The organism is Nocardioides flavus (ex Wang et al. 2016), assembly GCF_014653115.1.
Taxonomy (GTDB): Bacteria; Actinomycetota; Actinomycetes; order Propionibacteriales; family Nocardioidaceae; genus Nocardioides; species Nocardioides flavus.
Genome location: NZ_BNAD01000001.1, coordinates 377,990 through 402,049, shown reverse-complemented (window position 1 = coordinate 402,049; position 24,060 = coordinate 377,990). Strand labels below are relative to the sequence as shown.

General features: G+C 72.2%; 25 protein-coding genes. 12 read left to right on the top strand and 13 right to left on the bottom strand.

Annotated elements, in window-relative coordinates:
• The first annotated feature begins 44 nt into the window (after positions 1 to 44).
• A complete protein-coding gene (locus tag IE200_RS01925) occupies positions 45 to 1,754 on the top strand; it encodes a carbon starvation CstA family protein (protein WP_191277659.1) in 1,710 nt (569 codons plus the stop codon).
• Positions 1,751 to 2,203, top strand: coding sequence for a hypothetical protein (locus IE200_RS01920; protein WP_191277658.1), 453 nt, complete (start codon positions 1,751 to 1,753; stop codon positions 2,201 to 2,203). Before IE200_RS01925 ends, IE200_RS01920 begins: the two co-directional genes overlap by 4 nt.
• On the opposite strand, the gene ddaH is transcribed toward IE200_RS01920, so the two are convergent.
• From ddaH to IE200_RS01895, 5 genes are all read right to left on the bottom strand, one after another.
• A complete protein-coding gene (gene ddaH, locus IE200_RS01915; RefSeq protein ID WP_191277657.1) occupies positions 2,142 to 2,906 on the bottom strand; it encodes a dimethylargininase in 765 nt (254 codons plus the stop codon). The two genes, IE200_RS01920 and ddaH, sit on opposite strands and share 62 nt — an antisense overlap.
• 20 nt (positions 2,907 to 2,926) lie before the next feature.
• Entirely contained in the window at positions 2,927 to 3,856 is a 930-nt protein-coding gene (locus IE200_RS01910) for a PAS domain S-box protein (RefSeq protein WP_191277656.1), read from the bottom strand.
• Positions 3,857 to 3,935: 79 nt separating this feature from the next.
• Entirely contained in the window at positions 3,936 to 4,340 is a 405-nt protein-coding gene (locus tag IE200_RS01905; protein ID WP_191277655.1) for an ANTAR domain-containing protein, read from the bottom strand.
• A 156-nt stretch (positions 4,341 to 4,496) separates the two neighbouring features.
• A complete protein-coding gene (gene heR / locus IE200_RS01900) occupies positions 4,497 to 5,273 on the bottom strand; it encodes a heliorhodopsin HeR (protein ID WP_191277654.1) in 777 nt (258 codons plus the stop codon).
• Positions 5,274 to 5,299: 26 nt separating this feature from the next.
• A complete protein-coding gene (locus tag IE200_RS01895) occupies positions 5,300 to 6,985 on the bottom strand; it encodes a long-chain-fatty-acid--CoA ligase (protein ID WP_229855963.1) in 1,686 nt (561 codons plus the stop codon).
• 196 nt (positions 6,986 to 7,181) lie between these two features.
• Between IE200_RS01895 and IE200_RS01890 the strand changes: the two genes are divergently transcribed.
• On the top strand, positions 7,182 to 7,652 hold the full coding sequence (locus IE200_RS01890; protein WP_191277652.1) for a CBS domain-containing protein: 471 nt from the start codon (positions 7,182 to 7,184) through the stop codon (positions 7,650 to 7,652).
• 24 nt (positions 7,653 to 7,676) lie between these two features.
• Here the strand turns inward: IE200_RS01890 and IE200_RS01885 are convergent, their stop codons facing one another.
• From IE200_RS01885 to IE200_RS01875, 3 genes are read right to left on the bottom strand one after another with little or no spacing between them, the layout of a single operon-like run.
• A complete protein-coding gene (locus IE200_RS01885; protein WP_191277651.1) occupies positions 7,677 to 9,689 on the bottom strand; it encodes an NADPH-dependent 2,4-dienoyl-CoA reductase in 2,013 nt (670 codons plus the stop codon).
• Complete coding sequence (locus IE200_RS01880; protein ID WP_191277650.1) at positions 9,686 to 10,237, bottom strand: PadR family transcriptional regulator; 552 nt, start codon at positions 10,235 to 10,237, stop codon at positions 9,686 to 9,688. Before IE200_RS01880 ends, IE200_RS01885 begins: the two co-directional genes overlap by 4 nt.
• 55 nt (positions 10,238 to 10,292) lie before the next feature.
• Positions 10,293 to 10,775, bottom strand: a complete 483-nt coding sequence (locus tag IE200_RS01875) for an Lrp/AsnC family transcriptional regulator (RefSeq protein ID WP_191277649.1) — start codon at positions 10,773 to 10,775, stop codon at positions 10,293 to 10,295.
• A gap of 96 nt (positions 10,776 to 10,871) precedes the next feature.
• On the opposite strand from IE200_RS01875, the gene IE200_RS01870 reads away from it, so the two are divergent.
• Positions 10,872 to 12,044 carry a trans-sulfuration enzyme family protein gene (locus tag IE200_RS01870; RefSeq protein WP_191277648.1) on the top strand — a complete coding sequence of 391 codons (1,173 nt, stop codon included), beginning with the start codon at positions 10,872 to 10,874 and terminating at the stop codon, positions 12,042 to 12,044.
• Positions 12,045 to 12,051: 7 nt separating this feature from the next.
• On the opposite strand, the gene IE200_RS01865 is transcribed toward IE200_RS01870, so the two are convergent.
• Genes IE200_RS01865 through IE200_RS01845 form a run of 5 tightly spaced genes read right to left on the bottom strand, consistent with a single transcriptional unit; the run spans position 12,052 to position 14,549 of the window.
• Positions 12,052 to 12,363, bottom strand: coding sequence for a hypothetical protein (locus IE200_RS01865; RefSeq protein ID WP_191277647.1), 312 nt, complete (start codon positions 12,361 to 12,363; stop codon positions 12,052 to 12,054).
• A gap of 5 nt (positions 12,364 to 12,368) precedes the next feature.
• Positions 12,369 to 12,629, bottom strand: a complete 261-nt coding sequence (locus tag IE200_RS01860) for a hypothetical protein (protein ID WP_191277646.1) — start codon at positions 12,627 to 12,629, stop codon at positions 12,369 to 12,371.
• Complete coding sequence (locus tag IE200_RS01855) at positions 12,622 to 13,926, bottom strand: WXG100-like domain-containing protein (protein ID WP_191277645.1); 1,305 nt, start codon at positions 13,924 to 13,926, stop codon at positions 12,622 to 12,624. The genes IE200_RS01860 and IE200_RS01855 overlap by 8 nt, the downstream gene beginning before the upstream one ends.
• Entirely contained in the window at positions 13,923 to 14,222 is a 300-nt protein-coding gene (locus IE200_RS01850) for a WXG100 family type VII secretion target (RefSeq protein ID WP_191277644.1), read from the bottom strand. The genes IE200_RS01855 and IE200_RS01850 overlap by 4 nt, the downstream gene beginning before the upstream one ends.
• A 3-nt stretch (positions 14,223 to 14,225) precedes the next feature.
• Positions 14,226 to 14,549 (bottom strand): WXG100 family type VII secretion target, encoded by a 324-nt coding sequence (locus tag IE200_RS01845; protein WP_191277643.1) that lies wholly within the window; start codon positions 14,547 to 14,549, stop codon positions 14,226 to 14,228.
• Positions 14,550 to 14,635: 86 nt separating this feature from the next.
• On the opposite strand from IE200_RS01845, the gene IE200_RS01840 reads away from it, so the two are divergent.
• From IE200_RS01840 to IE200_RS01810, 8 genes are all read left to right on the top strand, one after another.
• Positions 14,636 to 15,784: a CaiB/BaiF CoA transferase family protein gene (locus IE200_RS01840; RefSeq protein ID WP_308432983.1), complete on the top strand. Its 1,149-nt coding sequence runs from the start codon at positions 14,636 to 14,638 to the stop codon at positions 15,782 to 15,784.
• Positions 15,785 to 15,788: 4 nt separating this feature from the next.
• Positions 15,789 to 16,523, top strand: coding sequence for a glutamine amidotransferase (locus IE200_RS01835; RefSeq protein ID WP_191277642.1), 735 nt, complete (start codon positions 15,789 to 15,791; stop codon positions 16,521 to 16,523).
• A gap of 21 nt (positions 16,524 to 16,544) precedes the next feature.
• Positions 16,545 to 17,744, top strand: coding sequence for an MFS transporter (locus IE200_RS01830; protein WP_191277641.1), 1,200 nt, complete (start codon positions 16,545 to 16,547; stop codon positions 17,742 to 17,744).
• A gap of 15 nt (positions 17,745 to 17,759) precedes the next feature.
• The gene (locus tag IE200_RS01825; protein WP_191278128.1) at positions 17,760 to 19,208 is read left to right on the top strand and encodes a flavin-containing monooxygenase; all 1,449 of its coding nucleotides are present in this window, start codon (positions 17,760 to 17,762) and stop codon (positions 19,206 to 19,208) included.
• Positions 19,209 to 19,408: 200 nt separating this feature from the next.
• Positions 19,409 to 20,707, top strand: a complete 1,299-nt coding sequence (locus IE200_RS01820; RefSeq protein WP_229855961.1) for an extracellular solute-binding protein — start codon at positions 19,409 to 19,411, stop codon at positions 20,705 to 20,707.
• A gap of 146 nt (positions 20,708 to 20,853) precedes the next feature.
• Positions 20,854 to 21,762, top strand: a complete 909-nt coding sequence (locus IE200_RS20535; RefSeq protein WP_229855960.1) for a carbohydrate ABC transporter permease — start codon at positions 20,854 to 20,856, stop codon at positions 21,760 to 21,762.
• Positions 21,759 to 22,577, top strand: a complete 819-nt coding sequence (locus IE200_RS20530; RefSeq protein WP_229855958.1) for a carbohydrate ABC transporter permease — start codon at positions 21,759 to 21,761, stop codon at positions 22,575 to 22,577. Before IE200_RS20535 ends, IE200_RS20530 begins: the two co-directional genes overlap by 4 nt.
• Positions 22,574 to 24,052: a GH1 family beta-glucosidase gene (locus IE200_RS01810; protein ID WP_191277640.1), complete on the top strand. Its 1,479-nt coding sequence runs from the start codon at positions 22,574 to 22,576 to the stop codon at positions 24,050 to 24,052. The genes IE200_RS20530 and IE200_RS01810 overlap by 4 nt, the downstream gene beginning before the upstream one ends.
• The last annotated feature ends 8 nt before the right edge of the window (positions 24,053 to 24,060 follow it).

The window sequence follows — 24,060 nt, the reverse complement described above, 5'->3', positions numbered from 1 at the left end:
GTGCTCGCGCTGCAGGAGGGGCGAGTCGGCCAGGAGGCGCGAGGGTGCTGTTCTTCCTCGGGTACCGCTACTACTCGGCCTACCTCGCCGAGCGCGTGTACGCCCTGGACCCGGGGTTCCTCACGCCCGCGCACCAGTTCCGGGACGGGATCGACTTCGTCCCCACCAACAAGCACGTCGTCTTCGGCCACCACTTCACCTCGGTCGCCGGCGCCGCGCCCATCGTGGGACCGGCGATCGCGGTCTTCTGGGGCTGGGGGCCGGCGCTGGCCTGGATCGTGCTGGGCACGATCTTCGCCGCGGGCGTCCACGACTTCGGGTCCCTCGCGGTCTCCCTGCGGCACCGCGCCAAGAACATCGGCACCATCGCGCAGGACGTGATCAGCAAGCGCGCGCGGACGCTCTTCCTGCTGATCATCTTCTTCCTGCTGACGCTCGTGAACGCGGTGTTCGCGGTGGTGATCTCGAACCTCTTCATCGCCAACCCGGGTGCGGTGATCCCGATCTTCGTCGAGATCCCGCTCGCCATGGCGATCGGCCAGTACATCTACAAGACCCGGTCGGCCGCACTGGTGCCCTCGATCCTCGGGGTCATCGGCCTCTACCTGCTGATCTGGGTCGGGCAGCAGTTCCCGATCGACCTCGCTCCGCTCGCCGAGGCGGTCGGGGTCGAGCCGCGCACGGTGTGGGTGGTCATCCTGTTCGCCTACACGTTCGTGGCCTCGCGGATCCCGGTGTGGATGCTGCTCCAGCCGCGTGACTACATCAACTCCCACCAGCTGTTCATCGCGCTCGGCGTGATCGGACTGGGCATGCTGGTCGGCTGGAACGAGATCGTCGCTCCGCTGGTCAACGACGTCCCCGACGGCTCGCCGTCGATCTTCCCGTTCCTCTTCATCACGATCGCCTGCGGCGCGATCTCCGGGTTCCACTCCCTCGTCTCCTCGGGCACCACCGCCAAGCAGATCGACAAGGAGACCGACGCCCGCTACGTCGGCTACATGGGTGCCGTGGGCGAGGGCAGCCTCGCGACCGGCGCCGTCCTCGCGGTGACGGCCGGCGTGGTCGCGACACGGAGCGAGTGGGAGGCGCTCTACCCCGACTTCGCCACCGCGTCCGGCGGGGCGGTGGGCAACTTCGTGAACGGTGTGGCCGTGTTCGCCAACAACCTCGGCGTGCCGCTCGAGCTCGCCGTCATCTTCGCGGCCGTCGTGGTCATCTCCTTCGCCGCCACGACGATGGACACCGGGGTCCGCCTCCAGCGCTACATCGTCCAGGAGATCGCGGAGCTGGCCGGCTGGCACTCGCTCGCGCGCAACCTGACGCTCGCCGGCCTCGTCGCGGTCGCGGTCCCGATGGCGATGGCGCTGGTCCCCGGCGGGGGCGACGCCGGCTACACGTTCGGCGTGCTCTGGCGGTTGTTCGGCACCACCAACCAGCTCACGGCAGGGCTCGCGCTCACCGTCGTCGCGGTGTGGGTGCTCCGGATGAAGCGCAACCCGCTGCCCGCCGTCACCCCCCTGGTCTTCCTGCTGGCGATGACCACATGGGCGCTGTTCAGCCAGTTCTGGGACTTCACCCAGGGCGAGTCGTGGAGCGAGCGCTGGGTGCTCGCCCCGCTCGACGCGGTCATCTTCGTGCTGGCGCTGTGGCTGATCGTCGAGGCCGCCGGGGCGCTTCGCCGGGGCAGCCGCCGGGAGTACGACGAGGCCGGCAGCCCGCTGGGCGACGACTCGGACGTGACCACCAGATGACCGTGCGCGTGGTGCTGGTGCGGCCGTGGACCGATGCCCACGGCGGCACCGGGTGCTGCGGCGGGGAGGCCCGCGACGGCCTCTGCTTCGACGGCCGGGTCGACGGTCCGCGCGCGCACGACCAGGAGGTGGGCACCGTCGCCGAGGCCCATCTCCGGCTCCTCGCCGAGGTGCCCGAGGCCGACGTGCAGATCGTCGGCGCCGACAACACCGCCTACCTCCTGCCCAGCGTGTTCCGGGCCGTACGCCGTCGCCGGGGCACCTGGGCGGCGCTCAAGGAGGCCAACCGCGCCACCACGGCCGGCTCGCTCCTCGTCGACGGGGAGCGGGTCGGTGACGTCCAGCAGATGGGGGCCGAGGCCGTCGTGACGGAGGTGCGCCGCCGCGTCAGCCCCGCAGGCGTACGGACAGGCAGGTCACGCAGCCCTCGAGCTTCTCGTACTCCGTGACGTCGACGCCCACCACGCGCAACCCGCGCTCCTCGTAGAGCGCGCGGGTGCGCGGTGCGGCCGCCGACATCAGCACGGTGGACTCGTCGAGCAGCACCACGTGTGCGCCCGGCTCCTCGGGGACGGCGAGGAAGGACGGCCACACCCCCGGGTCGTCGACCACGTCCGGCCACCCCACGACCGTGCCGTCGGGCAGCGCCGTCACCGCGGACTTGAGGTGCAGCGCCCTGGTCAGCGGGACCGCGACGACGGAGGCGCCGAGCGGCGCGAGCAGGGCGGCGAGCTGGTCGATGCCGGCCCGGTTCGTACGGCCGCCGAGCCCGACCCACACGGTGCCGTCGTGCTTGAGCACGTCGCCGCCGTCGAGGGTGCCGGGCGCCTCGATGTGCGCGATGCGGTGGCCCAGCTCGCGCAGGACCTGCTCGGTGCCCGCGGTCTCGGGCTTGCGCTCGTCGGCCCCGGGCCGGGTGATGACGGCGAGGTCGCCGTACATCACGACCGTGTCCTCGACGAAGACCGAGTCTGGGCACTCCGGCGCCTCCGGCACCTCGATCGTCTCCCAGCCCTCGGCCTGCAGGGCGGCGACGTACGCCTCCCACTGGTGCAGCGCGAGGTCGAGGTCGACGGGGACCCGGTCGAGGTGGGTCAGCAGTCCCTCGGCGAGGCGAGGGCTGGGGCGGCGGACGAGTGCGCGACGGTTCACCCGCCGATCCTCGCAGGACCTCACTCGCGCCCGACCACCGCGGAGACCTGCACCTCGCCGTCGACCACCCGCCGGCACACGTCGTGCAGCGTCAGGTGGTGCGAGCGCGCGTAGGACCGGAGCGCGCAGAACGCCTCGTCCGCGCTCACCCCGTCGCGGCCCATGAGGAAGCCCTTCGCGAGCTCGATGACGAGCCGCGTCTGCAGGGCCGTCTCGAGGTGGCGCGCCCGGTCCTCCGCGAGCTCCACGGCCATCCGGGTCGGGCTGGGCCGCAGGTTGCACACGACCCCGCGCACCGTGGGGTCGTCGAGCAGGTTGGTGAAGGCCGCCTCGGCCCACCGCCAGTCGTGGAACGCCTGGACCCGCACCTCGGCGGGCGGGTGCGGACCCGGATGGGCGACGACGTCCTCGAGGAGCTGGCCCAGCGCGGGCCGGTCCTCGTCGTGCAGCAGGTCGACCACGGAGGTGCCGATCAGCGCGTCCTGCTCCCACCCGAAGAGCAGCTCCACCGCCGGGCTCGCATAGGAGATGACTGCGTCGTGGCGCAGGACCAGCGCCGCGTCGGTCGAGCGCTCGAGGAGGGGACGGATGGCCGTACCGAGGTTGGTGGACACGCCGACGATGCCGACGAGGTCGCCGCCACGATAGACGCCGGCGTCGGTCACGAGCGCCGGGAAGGCGCTGCCGTCCTTGCGTCGTACGGGGAAGCCGCCGGTCCACGGGATCCCGTCCCGCAGGGCCGCCATGATCGCGGCGGCGACGTCCTGGCCCACCTCGGAGACGGTGACCTCCCCGATCGGGCGACCGACCGCCTCCTGCGCCGTCCAGCCGTACAACCGCTCGGCGGCGGCGTTCCAGTAGACGACGACGCCGTCGGGGTCCGTGGTGATCACTGCCTGCCCGATGGCCGCCAGCTGCTCGGCGGCGGTGATGCGCTCGTCATCCCCCATGGGTCCATCATGCGCCCGCCGACGGGGGCGCGTCAGGGTCCAACGGCACTGTGTCCGCGCCCGGCCGGGTGTGGTCCGCTCAGCGGCTGCGGAGCACCCGGGCGGCGTGGACCGCCGACGAGTAGCGCCACTGACGTGGACCGGGCACGGTGGCCGACACGGAAGGGGTCGGCGCGGGCACGCGCGCGACCGCCGTGCTCACCCCCGACGCCGACCCCTCCGTCGTCCCCCGTACATCACCGATGTCGCCGCGCATCCGCTGCTCGAGCCAGCGGACGAGCACCGCGGTCTCGTCGGTGACGCGGCCCAGGCAGATGCCGTGGACCAGCGCCTCTGCGACCTCGACGAGGTCGACCCCTGCCTCCTGTGCCCACCGGTCCAGCACGGCCAGCGCCTCGCGCGACCCGATGCCGTACTGGAGCATCAACGCGCCCCTGGCCTGGTCCACGACGCAGCTGTCCGACTCGTTCAGAAATCGATGCATGCCCACCCTCCGGGACGTGTGTCGACGTTCCACCGGGGGTCTGGGGTGGGGCTCCCTGTGACGGGGAGCACAGTGCTGGGATCGAAGATAACACCGGGTCCGAGGGCCGACAAGGGATCGATCCACGGACCACGGGACGCCCCTCGGGTCGGGCGCCTACCCGGCCAGGGACCCGCCGAAGATCTGCCAGGCGAGCGCCGACTTCGCGACGAGGCTGAGCACGAGGTAGGCCTTCTCGCCGAAGGCGTAGCTGCGCCACGGCCCGACCTGGCGGTACTGCAGCCACTGGTTCAGCGCGAAGCTGTTGAAGAAGACGAAGAGCGACACGAAGATGCCGACGACGAAGCCGGGCACCTCCTCCGCGGCGACGATGACGTAGCCGATCGCCACCCACGGCGCGGCGCCGGCGACGCAGCCGAACCAGAACGGCTTCATCGTGCGGGCGGTGGCGCCGGGCGGGTTGGCCGACTCCTGCAGCCAGCCGAACAGGATCATCGCCACGTTGGCGCCGATGATGCCGATCAGCGCGGCGACGTCGACGATCCCGGAGTAGAGCGCGATCAGCACGACCATGATCGTCGCGCTGAACGAGTACTCCACCCACCGGAACCGGTTGATGCCGCGGCGCAGGTCGCGCTCGTACGACACGCGCAGGACCGTCGCGGTGAGCAGGTGGTCGAGCCCGGCCAGCGCCAGGAAGACGGCGATCGCCACCCCGACGGGCAGGTCGAACAGGGCCTCGGGCGACGCGGTCGGGGTGCCGGGCGGGCCGGTCGGCAGCGTCTGGGTGAGGGTGATCGCGAAGTCGGTCGCGAGGACCACGACCGCGACCGCCTGGGCGAGGTGCAGCACGGTGAGGCCGAGGTTCCAGGCCCGCAGCGAGCGCAGCGCCGGGGCGTCGACGCCCGCGGCGGTCACGTCGGAGGTGGTCATGCCCCCATCATGGGGCACCGGGTCAGTCAACCCTCCGTGCGCAGCCGGGCCACCACCTCGCGGCGCAGCACCTTGCCCATCGGGTTGGTCGGCAGCTCGTCGACGAAGACCACCCGGCGCGGCACCTTGTAGGGGGTGAGCCCCTCGCGGGCGTGCGCACGCAGCTCGTCCGGCTCGACCGTGGCGCCGTCGGCGAGCACCACCGCGGCGACGACCTCCTCGCCGCCGTCCTCGTGCGGCAGCCCGACGACCGCCGCGTCCGCGACCGCGGGGTGCGTACGCAGCGCCGCCTCCACCTCGGTCGGGTAGACGTTGAACCCGCCGGTGATGATGATCTCCTTGATCCGGTCGACGATCGTGAGGAAGCCGTCGGGGGACATCGTCACCACGTCGCCCGTACGGAACCAGCCGTCGTGGAAGGCCGCCGCGGTCTCGTCGGGCAGTCCGCGGTAGCCGCCGAACACCTGCGGGCCGCGCACCAGCAGCTCGCCGCGCTCGCCGAGGGGGACCTCGCGGTCGAGGTCGTCCGGGTCCGCGACCCGCACCTCGACGTCGGGGAAGGGCACCCCGATCGCGCTCGGTCGGCGGGCGCCCGTCATCGGGTTGCCGACGATCACCGGGGACGTCTCGGTCAGGCCGTAGCCCTCCACGAGGAGCCCGCCCGTCGCGGCCTCCCAGCGCTCGACGAGGCGAGCCGGCAGCGGCATCGCGCCGGACAGCGCGTAGCGGATGCCCCGGATCGAGACGTTGCGGCGCTCCGCCTCGTCGACGATGCGCTGGTAGAGCGGCGGCACCGCGGGCACGAAGCTCGGCACCTCGCGGGCGACGGCGTCCATGATCAGGACGATCTCGGGCTTGGGCAGCAGGACCAGCTTGGCGGCCAGGGCCACCCCGAGCAGGACGCTGACCGTGACGCCGTAGGCGTGGAACAGCGGCAGCGCGACCAGGAAGGTCTCCTCGCCCTCGCGAAGGCCCGCCACCCAGGCGCGGCCCTGGGTCACGTCGGCCACGAGGTTGCGGTGCAGCAGCGGCACGCCCTTGGGCACCCCGGTCGTGCCCGAGGTGTAGAGCAGCAGCGCGACGTCGTCGCGCCCCGGCCGCGGGTGCGACCCGTCCAGCGGCTGCGCGGAGGCCAGGTCGTCCCACTGCATCGCCCCGGGGGCGGGGGAGGTGAGCTGGTCGCGAGCCGCGCGCGCCTTCGCGACCGGCAGGCGCAGCGCGAGGCGCTTGGTCCAGGGGAGCCGGGTGGTCATGTCGACGGCAACCACGTGCTCGAGGGCCGAGGAGTCGCGCAGCTCCTCGACGACCGGCACGACCTTGTCCCACACGATCGCCACCCGGGCGCCGTGGTCGGCGAAGGGGTGCCGCAGCTCGGCCGCGGTGTAGAGCGGGTTGTGCTCCACCACCGCGGCGCCGAGGCGCAGGACGGCGAAGAAGGCGATCACGTTCTGCGGGCAGTTGGGCATGACGAGCGCGACGTTGTCGCCGGGACGTACGCCGAGGGCGTGCAGCCCGCCCGCCACCCGGGCCACCTCGTCGGCCACCTCGGCGTAGGTCCAGGCCCGTCCCAGGAAGTCCAACGCCGGGCGGTCGGGGTGCCGACGCGCCGCGTCCTCCCACAGGTCGAGCACCGTGGTGTCGCCGTAGTCGAGGTGCAGCGGGACGCCCGGTGCGTACGACCCTGCCCACAGGGGTTGCTGCTGAGCCGGCACGGCGCTCCTCGCCTCGGGGTGTCGCCGGGGATCACCGCGACTGCACCCAACGTAATCCTTCGCCGGGCCGGCGGCGGCACCGGCCGGAGGACAGGAGGACTTCGCCCCTCCGGGCGGGGACCAAGGCCCCTGACGCCGGCTCCGGCGACGGAACAGGCTCAGGTCAGCAGGAGAGTCTCGACGAGCGGAGGACCCCATGTACACCAGCAGCAGGAGCAGCCTGCACCCCACGGACGCGGTCGCCCGGGTGATGGTCTGGCCGGTGGCCACCCTCGACGCCGACGCCTCCCTGCAGCAGGTCGCGGAGGCGCTGGCCGCCGACGGCATCGGCGCCGTCGGTGTCGTCAGGCACGGGAACCTCGTCGGCGTCGTCTCGGAGCGCGACGTCGTGCACCACCTCGCGCAGGGGGCGAACCCCGAGCACGTGACGGCCGGCGAGGTCATGGCCACCGACCTGGTCACCGCCGGCCCCGACGACCGGCTCCTCGACGCCGCCCGGCGGATGGTCGAGGCGCGGGTGCGGCACCTGCCGGTGGTCGACGGCGACGACATCGCGGGGTTCGTCTCGATGCGCGACCTCTTCGAGGTGCTCGTCGACGTCGCGGCCCACGAGGAGGACGTGGTCGTGGTCCCGAGCGGCACCCGGGTCGTGGTCCGGCAGGAGTGACCCCGCCGGACGCCTCCGGTCGGGCTACAGCCCGGCGACGACCTCGGTGCCCTGCTTGATCGCGCGCTTGGCGTCGAGCTCGGCGGCGACGTCAGCACCGCCGATCAGGTGGGCGTCGCGGTCGAGCGCGTCGTACAGGTCCCGCACGGAGTCCTGGCCGGCGCACACCACGACCGTGTCGACCTCGACCACGCGGGCGACGCCGTCGACCGTGATGTGCAGGCCCTCGTCGTCGATGCGGTCATAGGTCGCACCGCTGACCTGGGTGACCTTCGACTGCTTCAGCACCGCGCGGTGCGCCCAGCCGGAGGTCTTGCCAAGACCGATCCCGATCGGGGTGGTCTTGCGCTGCACCAGCGTCACCTCGCGCGCCGGCGTGCGCGGCTTGGGCTCGGTCAGCCCGCCCGCGGTGAGCGCGGGGTCGCCGACGCCCCAGTGGGCCATCCAGTCGTCGAGGTCCTCGTGCTCGTGGGTGAGGAAGACGCTCACGTCGACGCCGATGCCGCCGGCGCCGATGACCGCCACCCGGCGCCCGGGCACGACCGCGCCGCTGAGCACCTCGGCGTACGACGCGACGCACGGGTGGTCGATGCCGGGGATGTCCGGGATGCGGGGCTCCACGCCGGTCGCGACGACGACCTGGTCGAAGCCGGCGAGGTCGGCGGTGGTCGCCGCGGTCGAGAGGCGTACGTCGACGCCGAGCACCTCGAGGCGTCGGGTGAAGTAGCGCAGGGTGTCGGCGAAGTCCTCCTTGCCGGGCACGGCCATCGCCAGGCGGAACTGGCCGCCGAGCTCGGGCGACTTCTCGAACAGCGTCACGTCGAAGCCCCGCTCGGCCGCGCTGGTCGCTGCGGCGAGGCCGGCCGGGCCGGCGCCCACCACGGCGACGGTCTGCTTGCGCAGCGCGGGCATGAGCACGAGCTCGGTCTCGTGGCAGGCGCGCGGGTTGACCAGGCAGGAGGCGCGCTCGTTGGAGAACACGTGGTCGAGGCAGGCCTGGTTGCAGGCGATGCAGGTGTTGATCTCGTCGGCCCGCTCGTCCATCGCCTTGGCGACGAACGCCGGGTCGGCCAGCAGCGGGCGCGCCATCGAGACGAGGTCGGCGTCGCCCGAGGCGAGGATGTCCTCGGCGAGCTCGGGGGTGTTGATCCGGTTCGACGCGCAGACCGGCACGTCGACGACCTGCTTGAGGCGCGCGGTGTAGGACCGCCAGGCGCCGCGCGGGACCTGCGTGATGATCGTCGGCACCCTGGCCTCGTGCCAGCCGATGCCGGTGTTGAGGACGGTGACGCCGGCGGCCTGCAGGTGCAGGGCGAGCTCGGTCGTCTCCTCCCACGTCTGGCCGCCCTCGACGAGGTCGAGCAGCGAGATCCGGTAGACGATCGGGAAGTCGGGGCCGACGAGCTCGCGGGAGCGGCGTACGACCTCGACGGCGAAGTGCATGCGGCGCGTGGCCGAGCCGCCCCACTGGTCGTCGCGGTCGTTGGTGCGCGCGGCGAGGAACTGGTTGATCAGGTAGCCCTCGGAGCCCATGATCTCGACCGCGTCGTAGCCGGCCTTGCGGGCCAGCGCGACGCTCTTGGCGAAGGCGGTCGCGGTGTGGTCGACCTCCTTGCTCGACATCGCGCTCGGCTTGAACGGCGTGATCGGCGACTTCTTGTCCGATGCGCTCTGCGAGAGCGGGTGGTAGCCGTAGCGACCGGCGTGCAGCACCTGCAGCGCGATCGCACCGCCGGCCTCGTGCACCGGGCCGGTGACGCGCTGGTGCCGGATCGCGTGGAGGCGGTTGGTCATCTCGGAGGCGAACGGCTTGAGCCAGCCGCGCTTGGTCGGGGCGTAGCCGCCGGTGATGATCAGCCCGACGCCGCCGCGGGCCCGCTCCTCGAAGAACGCCGCGAGCTTGTCGATGTCCCACGGGTGGTCCTCCAGCCCGGTGTGCATCGAGCCCATGACGACGCGGTTGCGCAGGGTCAGGCCGTCGGGCCCGGTGCCGAGGGTGATCGGCTCGAGGAGGTGGGGGTAGCGGGGGTGCGTCATGACGTCTCCATCGTGTGGGGCTCGTGGGCCTGCAGGTACTCGTCGATCCAGTCGATCCAGAAGCGCTCGAGCCGGATGCCGCCGCGCAGCACCAGCCAGCGGTCGCGCAGCCGCGGCTCGAGGCCGGCCGGCTCGGGGAACTGCTCGCGCTCCATCCGCTCGTACGTCGCCAGGCGCAGCGCGTGGTCGGCGCGCACCTCGCGCAGGTTGCGCAGCAGCGCCGCGCGCTCGCCGTACGACGCCCCGCGCATCTTGACCGCCAGCTCGCTGCGGAAGGTCTCCATCGGCGTCGGGGTCGCCAGCCACTCGGCCAGCACCTTGCGACCGGTGTCGGAGGGCGTGTGGACGCGCTTGTCGGGCCGGCCGTCCTGTTCGACGACCTCCACGGTGACCCAGCCGTCCGCCTCCATCCGCGCCAGCACGCGGTAGATCTGCTGGTGGGTGGCGTGCCAGAAGAACCCCAGCGACGTCTCGAAGCGCTTGGTCAGCTCGAGCCCGCTCGCGGGGCGCTCGCTGAGCGCAACGAGGAGGGCGTGCTCGAGAGCCATGGCACCATCGTGCCCGACCTATGCAACGAGTTGCAAGCGTGACTCCGGCAACAGCTCAGAGCACCCCGGCCCCCGCGATCTCCTCGAACACCAGCTGCGTCTCGGTGTGGCGTACGACGGGGTGCACGTTGAGGTGCTCGAGCACCAGGTCGCGCAGCTGGGTGGTCGAGGAGACCGCGACGTGCAGCAGGTAGTCGTCCTCGCCGCCGACGTGCAGGATCCGCAGCACGCCCGGCACGTGGGCCAGCACCTCGTGGAAGCTCGCGACGTGGTCGCGGTTGTGGCTGCCGAGGCGCACCTTGATGACCGCCTGGATGGGATAGCCGAGGGCGGCGAGGTCGACGTCGGCGTGGACGCCGCGCACGACGCCGCGCTCGCGCAGCGACCGCACCCGCTGCAGGCAGGTCGACTCGGCGATCCCGAGGCGCTTGGCGAGCGCGGCGTTGGTGACCCGGCCGTCCGCCGCGAGCTCGGCGAGCAGGCGCCGGTCGAGCGCGTCGAGGGGTGCAGGATCCACCGGTGGGGGCTGGCTGGCCATGGCGTCATCCTCGTGATCTTCGGCGTGAAGGGAACCTCGCGTGCAGTTGTTCGGAGTGTATTGCGACAAGGCGAGGATTCCGCGACGGTGACGCGCATGACCAGCCTCGACACCCTCGCCGTCCACGCCGGCCGCGCCGACCTGGGCGCGCTCGGCGTCCACGCGCTCCCGCTCGACCTCTCCACGACGAACCCGCTGCCGAGCATCGATGCGGGCGGCGAGTCGTACGAGGCGATGGCGACCGGCGGCCACCCGGCGGCCGGCGGCATGGTCTACCAGCGGCTGTGGAACCCGACCGTCGCGCGCTTCGAGGAGGCGCTGGCCGGGCTCGAGCACACCGAGGCGGCGGTGGCGTTCTCGACCGGGATGGCCGCGGTCACCGGCGCGGTGCTGGCCGCCGTCGCGGAGGGCGCCGGGCGGCACGTGGTCGCCGTGCGCCCGCTGTACGGCGGGACCGACCACCTGCTCGCCTCGGGGATGCTCGGCGTCGAGACCACCTACTGCGCGCCGCACGAGGTGGCGTCGGCCGTACGTCCCGACACCTGCCTGGTGGTCCTCGAGACGCCGGCCAACCCGACCCTCGAGCTCGTCGACCTCGACGCCGTCGTCGCCGCGGCCGGCGCCGTGCCGGTGCTGGTCGACAACACCTTCGCCACCCCGGTCCTGCAGAACCCCGCCGACCACGGCGCGGCCCTCGTGCTGCACAGCGCCACCAAGTACCTCGGCGGGCACGGTGACGCGATGGGCGGCGTCATCGCCTGCTCCGAGGAGTGGGCCGCCGCGCTGCGCCGCGTCCGCGCCGTGACCGGGGCGCTGCTGCACCCGATGGGCGCCTACCTCCTCCATCGCGGGCTGGCCACGCTGCCGCTGCGGGTGCGCGCGCAGCAGGACGGCGCCGGCAAGGTCGCCGCGTGGCTGGCCTCGCACCCCGCCGTCGCAGGGGTCTTCTGGCCGGGCCTGCCCGAGTGCGACCCGCTCGGGCTCGTCGGCCGCCAGATGCGCGGCCCCGGCGCGATGCTCGCGTTCCGCGTCGACGGCGGGTACGCCGCGGCGTCGCGGGTGACCGCGGCGGTCGAGCTGTTCACCCACGCCGTCTCCCTCGGCGGGGTCGACTCGCTCGTCCAGCACCCGGCCGCCCTCACCCACCGCCCGGTCGCCGCGGAGGCCAAGCCGGACGCGGACGTGCTGCGCCTCTCGATCGGCCTCGAGGACCCCGAGGACCTGTGCGCCGACCTCGCCCGGGCGCTGGGGGAGGTGGCGCGAGGCTGACAGTGGGTCAGGTGGCGTCGCGCTCGTCCTGCTCCGCGATCTCACGCGCCTCGGCGTAGAGCCGCTCCTCCTCCTCGGGTGAGAGTGACGCGAGGTGGTCCTCGTACTGCTGGACCCCGCTGCGTACCAGTGCCATGAAGTCCCCGTCACGTTCGAGGTCGGACAGGTCGCGTCGTCCGGCGAGCACGTCACGCACCATCCGGGCCGTGGCGCTGCCGGCTTGCTGGTCCGCGATCGCGGTCAGGTTGCGGCGCAGGAGGGACGCGGCCTCCGGGCTGCCGGTGTGCACGACCAGCGGGTCGCCGGACGAGGAGCTCATCGCCGTCACTCGAAGCCGGGAGGGACGTGGGTGAGGCGATTCTCGGTGGTGAGGCCGTCGTGCGGCTCGTCCGGATCGGACCACGGCGCCCCCTTGGCGAGCCACTCGGCCCGGTAGGCCTTGGCCCCCACCGGGGTGATGTCCTCGTAGCCCGCCTCGACCTCGCAGCAGGGACAGATCCAGAACGTCGGCTCCTGCCCGCTGGCGCCCCACGGCGGCTCGCCCCAGTCGTAGCCGCACACGCGGCAGTTGTTGGCGCTACCCATGGAGGAAATAGTCCCAGACGTCGCGGAAGCCGTTCTGCTGCACCTTGGCTGCCTCGGGCTTGAACATCGTCTTCATGACGCCGTCCTTGGTCATGATCCCGAGCGTCCCCGACTTCGGGTCGTAGCGCAGGATGTCACCGCCCGGTTCTCGCACGCGTGTGTACGTGCCGGCAGGCGGGTCGGTCATGAACTTCTTCGCCGCCTCGACGTACTCCTTGGAGTTCTTGAGCTCGGGGAACTCGTCCTTGTGCTTCTTGAAGTGCTTGAACGCGTTCTTGGGGTTCGACCTGAATCGGCCGGGCGACCACAGCTGCTTGTCGACGTTCTTGGCTGACCGCCGCACGGCGCGGATGGTCTGGAACTTCTTCAGCGCCGTCCGGATGCCGCGCACCTTGGGCAGGGTGCGAGCCATGACAGCGACGGCACGTACGGCCTTCAGCGCGACCAGTGCCTTGATGATGTTCCTGGCGCAGGAGACGGCACGGGCCGTTGCCACACCCCCTCCGACGACGGCGGCACCACCAAAGGTCACGAAGCTGGCGATGCCGCTGATCACGGCAGTGGCCCCGATCTCGATGGCGAGGTCGCGGACGAGGTCCTTGATCGTCTCGCGGGTCTTGTCGACCTGCTCGGCATAGTCGTCACAAGCCGTCGCAAGCTCGCGGCACTGCTCGGCGAGGTCGGTCGAGCTCGTGCGCAACTCCCGCAGCGCCGACGTGGCGAAGGCCACCTCTGGCGACCGCTGCCGACCGAGCTGCGAGGAGGCCACGCTCGCGTAGGACGGTGCGCGGTCGATGGTGCCGGCCGCGGCACGCCAGGTCGAGGCCGCTTCGCGCAGCTTGCCCGTGTCGGCGCTGGGCCAGGCCCAGCCCTGGAGGTGGTCGACGATGAGGTTCCAGAACTCCGGCATGTCGGCGTTGTCGCCGCCGACCGAGCTGGGCGGGGTGTCGGTCGAGACGATCTCGGGCTGGGGTTCCTTGTCGTTCCCGGCGGGCACACCCGCCTTCTTGTAGACCGACTTGCGGTTGGCCTCGCGGTGGTTGGCGCCGCTCGCGGCGGTGAGGAGAGACAGGTTGCCGAACGCCGTGGTCAGCTCCGCGAATGCGGCGACGGTCTCGGCGGCTGCGGAGTCGTAGTTCTTGACGAAGTCCTCGGAGGAGGTCTCGTCGCCGGCCATCGAGGAGTACCCGCCGAGCTTGCCGGTGAGCGAGGTGTAGCCGCCGGCGAGGACGGGGTTGCCGCTCTCCAGCGCCTCGGCTGCTGAGTCGTAGCCACCGCTGTCGACCTCGAGCCTCATCCGAGTGACTCCCACATCGACCGGTTGGCGTCGGCGGCCTCGGTGTAGTTGCGGCTGGCCTGATCGGCGGCCGCGCGCAGCTCCGAGAGCGCCTGGCGCATGATCATCAGACCCTGCTCCCACTCCTCCTGCGCCTCGCGCTGGGCGACGGCGGCGAGGCCCTCCCACGACTCGTGGAGCTTGGCGATCTGCCGCTCGATGTCGTTGGTGAGCGTCTCGAGGGCGGCCTCCGTGCGGGCGATGTCGGCGACAACTGCGTCGAGCTCGTTGGGGTCGATGGTGAAGGCGTCGCTCACGGCTCAGCCGAGCCGATCGATGATGCGTGCGGCGATCTGGTTCATGGCCTGCTCCGAGGCGTCGTCCTGCTGGATGAAGTCCCTCTGGGTCGCGTCGAGCAGCTCGCCCATCGCGACGAGTCCCTCGAGGACGTCGGTCGCTCCGGTCTTCCACTCGGCCCACGCGTCGACGAAGGAGTCGGCGGCCAGCCCGGTCCAGCCCCTGCCGAGGTAGCCGGACACCCGCTCGTCGATCCGCTCGCGGTCGCGATGCAGCCGGGACGCGGCGTCCTGCACGTCGCGGATCGCCTGGGCGAACGCGGCGTGGGTGAGGTTGACCTGCTCCATGGGGTCCGTCCTTCCCGATGGCCGCGCAGGTGAACCCGCGGCGCCGACCTCGCGACCCTGACAGCACCGGTGTCATGATCGGGCCCATGACGTACGAGCTGGGGCAGGGCACCGGTCCGCTGCGGGGCGTGAAGGTGGTCGAGGTCGCCGGCATCGGGCCCGGCCCGCACGCGTGCATGCTGCTCGCCGACCTCGGCGCCGACGTGATCCGGATCGACCGTCCCGGCGGCGGCATCATGAGCCTCGGGGACAAGGACGTCCTCAACCGCGGCCGCCCCAGCGTCGCGCTCGACCTCAAGCACCCCGACGCGGTCGCCACCGTCCTCGACCTGGTCGAGCAGGCGGACGTGCTGGTCGAGGGGATGCGCCCCGGCACCCTCGAGCGCCTCGGCCTCGGACCGGCCGAGTGCCACGCCCGCAACCCGCGGCTGGTCTACGGCCGGATGACCGGCTGGGGCCAGGACGGTCCGTGGAGCCACGTCGCCGGCCACGACATGAACTACATCGCCACCACCGGCGCGCTCCACGGCCTCGGCCAGGACCGCGCCCGGCCGCACTTCCCCGGCAACCTGCTCGGCGACTTCGGCGGCGGCTCGACCTACCTCGTCATCGGCGTCCTCGCCGCGCTCCTCGAGGCGCGCACCAGCGGCCGGGGGCAGGTCGTCGACGCCGCGATCGTCGACGGCACGGCCCACCTCAACGCGATGGCCTGGACGTTCGCGGCCCTCGGCGTGGCGTCGGGTGAGCGCCGCTCGGGCCTGCTCGACGGCGGCACCCCGTGGTACGACCTCTACGAGACCGCCGACGGGCAGCACATGAGCGTCGGCGCGCTCGAGCCCCAGTTCTGGGCCGAGCTGGTCGCCCGCATCGGCGTCGACCTGCCCGACCGCGACGACCCCGCGAATCACACGACCATCCGCGGCGCCCTGGTGCGGCGGTTCGCCGAGAAGACGCAGGCCGAGTGGAGCGAGGTGTTCGACGGCACCGACGCCTGCGTCGCCGCCGTCGTACCGCTCGCCGACGCGCCGCGGCACCCGCACCTCGCCGCGCGGGGGACGTACGTCGAGCGCGACGGCGTCACCCAGCCGGCCCCCGCGCCGCGCTTCTCCCGGACCGGGGCCGAGCTCGGCCGCGCGCCGGCCCGCCCCGGGGAGCACACCCGCGAGGCACTCGTCGCCTGGGGCGTGGACGGCGTGGACGCCCTCCTCGACAGTGGCGCGGCCGTGCAAGCCTGAGCCGGTGCGCCCCTTCCTCTTCCTCGGCACCCGCGCCGAGGACGACGTCGCCCAGCAGGAGTACGACGCGGTGCTGACCGGGTCCGGCCTGCGCCCCGAGGAGCTCGTGCGCGTACGCCTCGAGGCGGGTCCGCTCGGCGAGGTCGACCTCGCCGACTGGTCGGGGATCGTCCTGGGCGGCGGCCCGTTCAACGCCTCCGACCCGGAGGAGTCGAAGTCACCCGTGCAGCGCCGCGCCGAGGCCGAGCTCCGTGAGCTGGCCCTGCGGGTCGTCGGGGCCGACTTCCCCTTCCTCGGCGCGTGCTACGGCGTCGGGGTGCTCGGCACGCTGGCCGGCGGCATCGTCGACCGGACGTACGGCGAACCCATCGGCGCGCTGCCCGTACGGCTCACCGACGAGGGCCGCGCCGACCCGCTCCTGGGCACGCTCCCGGCCGAGTTCCTCGCCTACCTCGGCCACAAGGAGGCCGTCGCGCGGCTCCCCGAGGGGGCGGTCCTGCTGGCCTCGACCGACACCTGCCCGGTCCATGCCTTCCGCCTCGGCCGCCACGTCTACGCCACCCAGTTCCACCCCGAGCTCGACCCGGTCGCGATCTGCGACCGCATCGACGCCTACAGCGCCCACGGCTACTACGAGCCGCACGAGCAGGAGCAGCTCAAGGCGGCCGCGCGCGAGGCGGTCGTGACCGAGCCGGTGCGGCTGCTCGCGCGGTTCGTGGAGCTGTACGCCCGGACCTGACCGCTCTGGCACGCTGACGGCATGGGAGTCGACCGGCAGCCGCGACCGCTGGTCGCGGTGGCCGTCGTGGTCGTCGCGCAGCTGCTCGGCACCTCGCTCTGGTTCAGCGCCAACGCCGCGGCCGCCGACCTGCGCGGGCCGTGGGGGCTGGACGACGCCGCCCTCGGACGGCTCACCATCGCCGTCCAGGCCGGGTTCGCGATCGGCACCGTCCTCGCGGCCGTCTCCAGCCTGGCCGACCGCTTCCCGGCGAGCCGGATCTTCGGCGTGGCCTGCGTGCTGGGCGCGGCGAGCAACGCCGGCTTCGCGCTGCTCGCGGACGGCACCGCTTCCGGGGCGGCCTGGCGGTTCGGCACCGGCCTGTGCCTGGCCGGCATCTACCCGCTGGGGATGAAGCTGGTCGTGTCGTGGGCCCCGGACCGCGCCGGGGAGACCCTCGGCTGGCTCGTCGGCATGCTGACCCTCGGCACCGCCCTCCCGCACCTCGTCTCCGCCGTCGGCGTCGGCTGGGGTTGGCAGGCGGTCGTGCTCACCTCCTCCGCGCTCGCCCTCGTGGCCGGCGCCGTCGTGGTGGCGCTCGGCGACGGCCCCCACCTGCCCCGGCCGGGAGCGACCCGCTTGCAGCCGGGCGCGGTGCTGCAGGCCTTCCGGGTCCCGGCCTACCGCGGTGCGGCGCTCGGCTACTTCGGGCACATGTGGGAGCTGTACGCCTTCTGGACCCTCGTGCCGCTGCTGCTCGTCCCCCTGCTCGACGCCGACGCCGGCGCGGGCGAGGTCGGTGCGTGGACCTTCGCGGTGATCGCGGCCGGCGCCGCCGGCAGCGTGGCCGGCGGGATGTGGGGCCGTCGGGTCGGCGGGGTCCGGGTGGCGGCCACCGCGCTGGCCACCTCGGGGGCGGTCTGCCTGCTGTTCCCGCTGCTCGCGCCTGCACCGGTCCCGCTGGTGCTCGCCGTGCTGCTGGTGTGGGGCGTGGCGGTGGTGGCCGACTCGGCCCAGTTCAGCGCGCTCTCCGCGCGCGCCTGCCCACCCGACCTCGTCGGCAGCGCCCTGGCGATCCAGAACGGCCTGGGCTTCGCACTGACCATCGGCGCCATCGCGTGGACGTCGGCGTCGGTCGGCGACCTCGGCCCCGAGGTCGCCTGGCTCCTGCTGCCCGGTCCCGTGCTGGGGCTGCTGGCGATGGCCCGGGACCTCCGCCGGCCGCGCGCACCCCTCGCCTAGGCTCGAGGCGTGGCGATGGTCGACGAGCACGTGGACGTGCTGATCGTCGGCGCGGGCCTCTCGGGCATCGGCGCCGCGGCCCACCTCGCCAAGGACCTGCCCGGCACGTCGTACGCCGTGCTCGAGCGACGCGAGGCCAGCGGCGGCACCTGGGACCTGTTCCGCTATCCCGGGATCCGCTCCGACTCCGACATGCACACCCTCGGCTACCGCTTCCGGCCGTGGCGCGGCGACGTCTCGCTCGCCGACGGTCCCTCGATCCTCGCCTACGTGCGCGAGACCGCTCGCGAGTACGGCGTGGACCGCCACATCCGCTACGGCCACAAGGTCGTCTCGGCGTCCTGGGACTCCGCGACGGCGCGCTGGACGGTCACCGCCGAGGTCGAGGGAGGCGAGAGCCGCACCACGACCGCCGACTTCCTGTGGTCGTGCAGCGGCTACTACGACTACGACCAGGGCTACACGCCGCACCTCGAGGGCGTCGACCGCTTCCGCGGCGAGGTCGTGCACCCCCAGCACTGGCCCGAGGACCTCGACGTCACCGGCCGTCGGGTGGTCGTGATCGGGTCCGGCGCCACGGCCGTGACGCTCGTGCCGGCGCTGGCGCGCTCGGGCGCCGCCCACGTGACGATGCTGCAGCGCTCGCCGACGTACATCGTCGCCGTCCCCGGCCGCGACGCGGTGAAGGAACGCCTGACCCGGCTGGTCGGCGAGCGCCGGTCCTACGGCGTCGTGCGCTGGAAGAACATCGCCGTGCAGTCGGCGCTCTACCGGCTCAGCCGGCACCGGCCACGCCTCGTGCGCCGGATGGTCCGCAAGGCCACCATCGCGGCGCTGCCTCCGGGCTACGCGGTCGACACCCACTTCCGGCCGGCCTACGACCCCTGGGACCAGCGGATGTGCCTGGTCCCCGACGGCGACCTGTTCGCGGCGATCCGCGACGGCTCGGCCTCCGTGGTCACCGACCGGACCGCGACGTTCACCGAGACCGGGCTCGCGCTCGAGTCGGGGGAGCACCTGGAGGCCGACGTCGTGGTCACCGCGACCGGCCTCAACCTCCAGCTCTTCGGCGGCGCCGAGATCAGCGTCGACGGCGAGCCGGTCAGGCCGCACAAGACGATGGCCTACCGCGCGATGATGCTCTCGGGCGTGCCCAACTTCGCCTTCACCGTCGGCTACACCAACGCGTCGTGGACGCTCAAGGCCGACCTCGTCGGGGAGTACGTCGTCCGGGTGCTGCGGCGGATGAGGTCCACCGGTGCCCGGACGGTGGTGCCGGTGCGCGACGGCTCGGTGGACGAGGTGCCGCTCATGGACTTCGACGCCGGCTACGTCCAGCGGGTGGTCCACACGCTGCCCCGCCAGGGCACGTCCGCGCCGTGGTCGCTCAAGCAGGACTACCTGCGCGACGCGGCCACGATCCGCACCGCCCGCCTCGACGACGGGGTCCTGCGCTGGTCCTGAGTGTCACATGGTGAGAGCGCTCCCACCAGTTTCACGCTCAGCCCGGCGCCGATCCGACACGGTCCGTTGACATCGTCCTGTGACGGCAGTCATAGTGCTCCGCGGACGGAAGTGGAAGCGCTCTCACAGCAGCTCGGACCGTCCATCTCACCAGAGCCGGCGACCAGCCCGGCGCCCGGCAGGACGGCAGGAGTGCAGCGGTGCAGACAGTTCGGAAGACCCAGAAGACCCGGCGGGTGCGACTCGCCACGAGTGCGATCCTGGCGCTCACCCTCGCGACGACCGCGGCTGCGTGCGGCGGCGGCGGTGACGACGAGGGCACGACGGCGGACGGCAAGATCAAGCTCACCGTCGCGACCTTCAACGAGTTCGGCTACGAGGAGCTCATCGAGGAGTACAACGCGATGCAGGACGACGTCGTCGTCGAGCAGAAGAAGGCCGGCACGGCCAACGAGCACCAGGACAACCTCTACACCAAGCTCGCCGCGGGCTCGGGCCTCTCCGACATCGAGGCGGTCGAGGTCGACTGGTGGTCGGCTCTCATGGAGGAGTCCGACGCCTTCGTCGACCTCTCCGACCCCGAGGTCGAGGGTCGCTGGCTCGACTGGAAGAACGAGGCCGCCACGACTCCGGACGGCGCGCTCATCGGCTACGGCACCGACATCGGCCCCGAGGGCATCTGCTACCGCGCCGACCTGTTCGAGAAGGCGGGCCTGCCCACCGACCGCGACAAGGTCGCCGAGCTCTTCACCGACTGGGACTCCTACTTCGAGGCCGGCCGACAGTTCGTCGACAAGGTCCCCGACACCGCCTGGTACGACTCGTCCGGCGGCACCGCGCAGGCCATGATCAACCAGGTCGAGTACTCCTTCGAGGACGAGGACAACACCGTCATCGCCGCCGAGAACCCGGAGGTGAAGGAGGTCTTCGAGACCATCACCGCCAACGCCGCCGACGGCCTCTCCACCGGCCTGACGCAGTGGAGCGAGGACTGGACCGCGTCCTTCCAGGACAACGGCTTCGCCACGATGGCCTGCCCGGGCTGGATGCTCGGCGTCATCGAGGGCAACGCGGCCGGCGTCGAGGGCTGGGACATCGCCAACGTCTTCCCCGGCGGCGGCGGCAACTGGGGCGGCTCCTACCTCACCGTGCCCGCCCAGGGCGAGCACACCGAGGAGTCCAAGGAGCTGGCCAAGTGGCTGACCGCTCCCGAGCAGCAGATCAAGGCCTTCCAGGCCAAGGGCACCTTCCCGAGCCAGGTCGACGCCCTGGACGACCCGGCCCTGACCGGCTCGACCAACGAGTTCTTCAACGACGCGCCCACCGGTGAGATCCTCGCCGACCGCGCCGAGGCCGTGCCGTTCATCGCCCACAAGGGTCCGAAGTTCGCCGACATCAACACCGCGTTCCAGCAGGCCATCCAGCGTGTCGACGAGGGTCAGGAGTCGGCCGACGAGGCCTGGGACTCCTTCCTCGCCGACATCGGGCGGCTCGGCTGACCTTCGCGATGAAGGCGGGTTCCGCTGCCGTGCAGCCAGTCGGGGACACCGGCGCCTCCTCGGTGTCCCCGGCCGGCTCACGGCCCCCCGGGCAGGGGCCGCGACGTGACGTCGACGAGCGCGCGGCCTGGCGACAGCGTCTGACGATGCTGGACGTCAAGGTCACGCCCTACGTCTTCGTCTCACCGTTCTTCCTGCTGTTCCTGGTCGTCGGGATGTTCCCGCTCGGCTACACGGCATGGGTCTCGGTGCACGAGTGGGGCCTGCTCTCGGGGCAGGGCGCCTTCAGCGGGCTCGACAACTACCGCCGGGTGCTGGAGGACCGCTACTTCTGGAACGCCCTGCGCAACACCATCAGCATCTTCCTGCTGTCGTCGGTGCCGCAGGTGCTCATCGCCCTGGCCCTCGCGGGCCTGCTGGACACCCAGCTGCGGGCCCGGACCCTGTGGCGGATGAGCGTGCTGCTGCCCTTCGTGGTGGCGCCCGCCGCCGTGGCGCTGATCTTCGGCAACCTCTACGGCGACCGCTACGGCCTGGCCAACGAGGTCATCCAGTGGATCGGGCTCGACCCGATCCGCTGGCACGTCGACACCCTCGCCAGCCACGTCGCGATCGCCTCGATGGTCAACTGGCGCTGGACCGGCTACAACGCGCTGATCCTGCTCGCCGCCATGCAGGCCGTGCCGCGCGACGTCTACGAGTCGGCCTCGCTCGACGGGGCCGGGCGCGTACGCCAGTTCGTCTCCATCACGGTGCCGATGATCCGCCCGACGGTGATCTTCGTGATCATCACCTCCACCATCGGCGGCCTGCAGATCTTCGCCGAGCCGCGGCTCTTCGACACCCAGGGCCTCGGCGGCGCGGACCGCCAGTACCAGACGCTGACGATGTACCTCTGGGAGCTCGGCTGGCGGGTGCGCGACCTCGGCATGGCCTCGGCCGTGGCCTGGCTGCTCTTCCTGATCATCATCGTCTTCGCCCTGCTCAACCTGCTGCTCAGTCGCCGCGCCGCCGGCTCGACGAAGAAGATCACCACGAAGGGAGTCCGCCGATGAACCGCCGTCCAGGCTTCTTCGTCTACGGACTGCTCACCGCGTTCGTGCTCGGCTCGTGCGCGCCGCTCTACTGGTCCTTCCTCGTCGGCTCGCACAACCGCGAGGTGCTGACCAAGCGGGTGCCGCCGCTGCTGCCGGGCGGACACTTCTGGGAGAACGCCCAGCGGGCGATCGACGCGGTCCCGTTCTGGAAGGCGCTGGCCAACAGCCTCATCGTCTCCGGCACGGTCGCCACCTCGGTCGTGTTCTTCTCGACGCTGGCGGGCTTCGCGTTCGCCAAGCTCAGCTTCCGCGGCCGTACGCCGATGCTGGTCTTCGTCGTGGCGACGCTGGCCGTGCCCACCCAGCTCGGCGTGATCCCGCTCTTCATCGTCATGGCCAAGCTCGGCTGGGTCGGGTCGGTCTGGGCGCTCATCGTGCCCAGCCTGGTCACCGCCTTCGGCGTCTTCTTCATGCGCCAGTACCTCCTCGACGCGGTCCCCGACGAGCTGGTCGACGCGGCCAGGGTCGACGGGTGCTCGCTCTTCCGGACCTTCTGGACGGTGGCGCTGCCCGCGGCACGTCCGGCCGCCGGGATCCTGTGGCTGTTCACCTTCATGGCCACCTGGACCGACTTCTTCTGGCCGCTGATCGTGCTGCCGGCCAGCAACCCGACGGTCCAGATCGCACTCCAGCAGCTGCAGAGCGGCTACTACGTCGACTACAGCCTGGTGCTCGCCGGCGCGACCCTGTCGACGATCCCGCTGCTGGTCCTCTTCGTCCTCACCGGTCGCCAGATGGTCGCCGGCATCATGCAAGGAGCAGTCAAGGGATGAGCGTCCCCACCACGATCCGCACCGCCACCGGGGCCGACCCGGCCCCCTCCGTCCGGTTCCCGACCGGCTTCGGCTGGGGGATGGCGACCGCGTCCTACCAGATCGAGGGCGCGGTGGCCGAGGACGGCCGCACACCCTCGATCTGGGACACCTTCTCCCGGGTCCCGGGCGCGGTGATGAACGGCGACACCGGCGACGTGGCCTGCGACCACTACCACCGGATGGCCGACGACGTCGCCCTGCTCGCCGACCTCGGCGCCACCACCTACCGCTTCTCGGTGGCGTGGCCGCGCGTACGCCCGGACGCCGGGCCGGTCAACCCCGCCGGCCTCGCGTTCTACGACCGGCTCGTCGACGAGCTCCTCGCGCACGACATCGCACCGTGGCTGACCCTCTACCACTGGGACCTGCCGCAGGTGCTCGAGGACGCGGGCGGCTGGACCAACCGCGACACCGCCCACCGCTTCGTGGAGTACGCGATCTCGGTCCACGAGGCCCTCGGCGACCGGGTCCCGACCTGGACCACCCTCAACGAGCCGTGGTGCTCGGCGTTCCTCGGCTACTCCGCGGGCCACCACGCCCCCGGCCGGCAGGAGGGCGCGGCCGGCCTGGTCGCCGGGCACCACCTGCTGCTCGCCCACGGCATGGCCGTGCAGGAGCTGCGCAGCCGCGGCGCCGACCGGCTCGGCCTCAGCCTCAACCTCACCGTCGCCGACCCGAGCGACCCGGCCGACCCCGTGGACGTCGACGCCGCGCGCCGCATCGACGGCCTGCACAACCGGTTCTTCCTCGACCCGGTCTTCCGCGGTGCGTACCCAGCCGACGTGCTCGACGACACCGCCCACCTGCTGTGGCAGGACAAGCCCTGGTACGACGTGGTGCGCGACGGCGACCTCGCCACGACCTCGACCCCGATCGACGTGCTGGGCGTGAACTACTACCACGGCAACGAGGTCTCGGGTCACCCGCGCACGGACGTCGTCGGCATCGGGGCGGACCACCCCGACCGCGTGTCGCTGTCGCCGTTCGTCGGCTCCGAGCACGTCACCTTCCCCAGCCGCGGCCTGCCCGTCACCGACATGGGGTGGGAGATCCAGCCCGACGGCCTCCACCGCCTGCTGCGGCGCCTCCACGACGAGTACCCGCGCCTGCCGATCCACCTCACCGAGACCGGTGCGGCCTTCGACGACCGGGTCGACGCGGACGGTCGCGTCCACGACCCCGACCGGATCGCGTTCCTCGACTCCTACCTCCGGGCGGTCCACCGCGCGATCGAGGAGGGCGTCGACGTGGGCGGCTTCTTCCAGTGGTCGTTCTGCGACAACTTCGAGTGGGCCTTCGGCTACGCCAAGCGCTTCGGGCTGGTGCACGTCGACTACGAGACGTTGCAGCGCACGCCCAAGTCGAGCGCCCACTGGTACGCCGACGTGGCTCGCACCGGAGTCCTGCCCGCGACCGAGGGGCCCGGCAGCTAGCGTGACGG

What these genes read in the sequence shown, in the direction of transcription:
- IE200_RS20535 (WP_229855960.1), top strand. Translation starts at nt 20,854, where the DNA reads ATGCTGGACGTCAAGGTCACGCCCTACGTCTTCGTCTCACCGTTCTTC.
- IE200_RS01870 (WP_191277648.1), top strand. Translation starts at nt 10,872, where the DNA reads ATGACCAGCCTCGACACCCTCGCCGTCCACGCCGGCCGCGCCGACCTG.
- IE200_RS20530 (WP_229855958.1), top strand. Translation starts at nt 21,759, where the DNA reads ATGAACCGCCGTCCAGGCTTCTTCGTCTACGGACTGCTCACCGCGTTC.
- IE200_RS01890 (WP_191277652.1), top strand. Translation starts at nt 7,182, where the DNA reads ATGTACACCAGCAGCAGGAGCAGCCTGCACCCCACGGACGCGGTCGCC.
- IE200_RS01905 (WP_191277655.1), bottom strand. Translation starts at nt 4,340, where the DNA reads ATGCATCGATTTCTGAACGAGTCGGACAGCTGCGTCGTGGACCAGGCC.
- IE200_RS01910 (WP_191277656.1), bottom strand. Translation starts at nt 3,856, where the DNA reads ATGGGGGATGACGAGCGCATCACCGCCGCCGAGCAGCTGGCGGCCATC.
- heR (WP_191277654.1), bottom strand. Translation starts at nt 5,273, where the DNA reads ATGACCACCTCCGACGTGACCGCCGCGGGCGTCGACGCCCCGGCGCTG.
- IE200_RS01880 (WP_191277650.1), bottom strand. Translation starts at nt 10,237, where the DNA reads ATGGCTCTCGAGCACGCCCTCCTCGTTGCGCTCAGCGAGCGCCCCGCG.
- IE200_RS01855 (WP_191277645.1), bottom strand. Translation starts at nt 13,926, where the DNA reads ATGAGGCTCGAGGTCGACAGCGGTGGCTACGACTCAGCAGCCGAGGCG.
- IE200_RS01830 (WP_191277641.1), top strand. Translation starts at nt 16,545, where the DNA reads ATGGGAGTCGACCGGCAGCCGCGACCGCTGGTCGCGGTGGCCGTCGTG.
- IE200_RS01810 (WP_191277640.1), top strand. Translation starts at nt 22,574, where the DNA reads ATGAGCGTCCCCACCACGATCCGCACCGCCACCGGGGCCGACCCGGCC.
- IE200_RS01860 (WP_191277646.1), bottom strand. Translation starts at nt 12,629, where the DNA reads ATGGGTAGCGCCAACAACTGCCGCGTGTGCGGCTACGACTGGGGCGAG.
- IE200_RS01840 (WP_308432983.1), top strand. Translation starts at nt 14,636, where the DNA reads ATGACGTACGAGCTGGGGCAGGGCACCGGTCCGCTGCGGGGCGTGAAG.
- IE200_RS01920 (WP_191277658.1), top strand. Translation starts at nt 1,751, where the DNA reads ATGACCGTGCGCGTGGTGCTGGTGCGGCCGTGGACCGATGCCCACGGC.
- IE200_RS01845 (WP_191277643.1), bottom strand. Translation starts at nt 14,549, where the DNA reads ATGGAGCAGGTCAACCTCACCCACGCCGCGTTCGCCCAGGCGATCCGC.
- IE200_RS01865 (WP_191277647.1), bottom strand. Translation starts at nt 12,363, where the DNA reads ATGAGCTCCTCGTCCGGCGACCCGCTGGTCGTGCACACCGGCAGCCCG.
- IE200_RS01825 (WP_191278128.1), top strand. Translation starts at nt 17,760, where the DNA reads ATGGTCGACGAGCACGTGGACGTGCTGATCGTCGGCGCGGGCCTCTCG.
- IE200_RS01885 (WP_191277651.1), bottom strand. Translation starts at nt 9,689, where the DNA reads ATGACGCACCCCCGCTACCCCCACCTCCTCGAGCCGATCACCCTCGGC.
- IE200_RS01875 (WP_191277649.1), bottom strand. Translation starts at nt 10,775, where the DNA reads ATGGCCAGCCAGCCCCCACCGGTGGATCCTGCACCCCTCGACGCGCTC.